The 2,406-nt window shown below is 72.0% G+C and carries 3 protein-coding genes; all 3 read left to right on the forward strand.

The window, feature by feature from the left end; translation table 11 throughout:
• Positions 1-70: 70 nt before the first annotated feature.
• Genes D7Y11_RS42310 through D7Y11_RS42320 form a run of 3 tightly spaced genes read left to right on the forward strand, consistent with a single transcriptional unit; the run spans position 71 to position 2,322 of the window.
• Entirely contained in the window at positions 71-385 is a 315-nt protein-coding gene (locus D7Y11_RS42310; RefSeq protein WP_126936495.1) for a hypothetical protein, read from the forward strand.
• A 4-nt stretch (positions 386-389) separates the two neighbouring features.
• Positions 390-755 (forward strand): IS66 family insertion sequence element accessory protein TnpB, encoded by a 366-nt coding sequence (gene tnpB, locus D7Y11_RS42315; protein WP_158642067.1) that lies wholly within the window; start codon positions 390-392, stop codon positions 753-755.
• A gap of 58 nt (positions 756-813) precedes the next feature.
• The gene (locus D7Y11_RS42320; protein WP_126936497.1) at positions 814-2,322 is read left to right on the forward strand and encodes an IS66 family transposase; all 1,509 of its coding nucleotides are present in this window, start codon (positions 814-816) and stop codon (positions 2,320-2,322) included.
• Positions 2,323-2,406 lie beyond the last annotated feature (84 nt).

Below are 2,406 nucleotides of genomic sequence, written 5' to 3' on the forward strand. Positions count from 1 at the left end.
GTAACCGTCCGGCCAACGACGTGCCGTGAGGGATTGCCGGGGTAGCGGCGCGCGGCGGACGCTGCCGGGCATGGCGAAGCAGGTGGAGAAGCCGGAGTGGGCGCGCGTCGCGGAAGCGTTCGAGGCGAGCGGGCAGACGCAGCGGGAGTTCGCGTTGGCGCGGGGCGTGCGGCTGAGCACGTTGCAGTCGTGGGTATACCGAGCACGACGGAGCGCGCCGTCGCGAGTCGAGCCGGTGAGACTCTTGCCGGTGCAGGTGGCGAGCGCCCCCGATGCGACGGAGTCCCTGCTGGAGGTGGTGGCCGCGAGCGGGGCGCGGGTGCGATTCGCGGTGGGCACTGACGTGGCGTACGTCGCGAGTCTCGTCGCGGCGCTGGGGCGGTGAGAGGGTGTTCGCGCTGCCTGCCTCGGTGCGCGTGGTGCTGGCGGTGGAGCCGGTGGACATGCGCAAGTCCATCGACGGCCTCATGGCCCTGGTGCGGAGCGCGTGGGGAGAGGACGTCTACTCGGGTCACCTCTTCGCCTTCGTCTCCAGGCGGGGCGACCGCATCAAGGTGCTGACGTGGAGTCGGGGCGGCTTCGTGCTTCTGTACAAGCGGCTGGAGACGGGCCGCTTCCGGCTGCCGCCGGTGGACGCGGGCGCGCAGGCGGTGACGCTGGACGCCACGCAGTTGGCCATGCTGCTGGACGGCATCGACGTGGCCCAGGTGAGTCGCCAGCCCGCCTGGACGCCTCCCGGGCGCACGGGCACCTGACGCGCCTGGCCCGGGACGCGGCGCGGCGCGGGCGTGTTGAGGCAGGGTGCCCCGTGAGTTGCCCCAAGACCACTTCTGCCCCTGGCGCGAGGAGGCCGAGGAGCTCAAGGCCGAGGTGAGCCGCATCGGCGGGGAGGTGGACGCCCTCAAGGGGCAGCTTGCGGCCCTGCAGCGCCACGTCTTCGGCCGTAGGGCGGAGAAGCTGCCGACGGTGGCGACAGAGCTGCGCGGGGCCGCGGACTCGATGGCGGCCCGGGCCGAGGCCGCGAAACAGAAGCGCCAGGAGCGGGCCGCCCGCAAGGCCGAGGAGGCCCCGGCGCGGGAGATTCGCCACGCGGTGCCTGCCGAGGAGCGCCACTGCCCGGCGTGCGGCAGCGAGGACTTGAAGCCCCTGGGCCCCGGCCGCACCTCGGTGGTGTACGAGTACGTGCCGGCCCGCTTCGAGAAGCAGGTGCACGTGCAGGAAGTCCTCTCGTGCGCGTGCGGCCGGGGCGTCGTCACCGCCCCGCCTCCGGCCCGGGTGGTGGACCGGGGCGAGTACGGCCCCGGCTTCCTGGCCCACGTCGTGGTTTCCAAGTGCGCCGACGCGATGCCACTGCACCGGCTGGCCCAGCGGATGGAGCGCGGTGGGGTGCCCATGAGTCGCAGCACCCTGACGGACCTCTTCCACCAGGCCGCCTCGGTGCTGCTGCCTCTGTCCCAGCACCTCTTGCAAGTCATTGCCGCCGCCGAGGTGGTGTGGGCCGACGAGACGCCGCTGCGCGTGCTGGACGTGAAGAAGACGCGCCAGGGCTATCTTTGGACTTTCCTCACCCAGACGCCCGCGGGCGAGTGGCTGCTGGGCTACCGCTTCAGCCTGGGCCGGGCCAGCACGACGCCGAAGGAAGTCCTGGGCGGCACCCGGGGCGCCCTCGTGGTGGATGCCTATACGGGCTACAATGCGGTGACGCTGCCCGAGGGGCGCGTCCGCGTGGGCTGCTGGGCCCACGTCAGACGCCGCTTCTTCGAGGCGCTCCCCACCGCGCCCGAGGCCCGCGAGGCCCTGGACTTCATCCTCGCCCTCTACCGCGTGGAGGCGCTGGCCCGCGACGCGGCCGTCGTGAGCACGGACGCACACCGCGAGCTGCGTCAGCAGCGGAGTCTCCCCGTCCTCTGGGCGCTGCGTGCGTGGATGGAATCGCAGACTCCGCGCCACCTGCCCAAGGGCCCCATGGGCCAGGCCCTCTCCTACGCCCTGAAGCAATGGGATGCCCTGACGCGATTCTCTTCCGACGCGCGCCTGCCTCTGGACAACAACCGCTCGGAGGCGGCGCTGCGCAAGGCGGCCCTGGGCCGGAAGAATTTCCTCTTCGTCGGCCACGAGGCCGCGGGGGAGAATCTCGCCGGCCTCTACGCCCTTGTCGCCACCTGCGAGGCCAACCAAGTCAATCCCGAGGAGTACCTGGCTGACGTGCTGCTGCGTGTGCAGACGCATCCCCACTCGTGCATCGGTGAGCTGCTACCCCACGAGTGGAAGCGGCGACGCACCGCCGACCCGCCCGAGTCGCCCCTCCAGCTCAGTCCCTGAACAACTCGCTCCTCGCGGCGCCCGCCGAGCACGGCCGGGGCCTGTCTTCAAGCGTCCCGGCACGACGTCCACCGGACGGTTACG

The organism is Corallococcus sp. AB018 (assembly GCF_003986945.1).
Classification (GTDB): domain Bacteria; phylum Myxococcota; class Myxococcia; order Myxococcales; family Myxococcaceae; genus Corallococcus; species Corallococcus exiguus.

Coding starts and splice junctions, on each gene's coding strand:
- D7Y11_RS42310 (WP_126936495.1), top strand. CDS start 71: ATGGCGAAGCAGGTGGAGAAGCCGGAGTGGGCGCGCGTCGCGGAAGCG.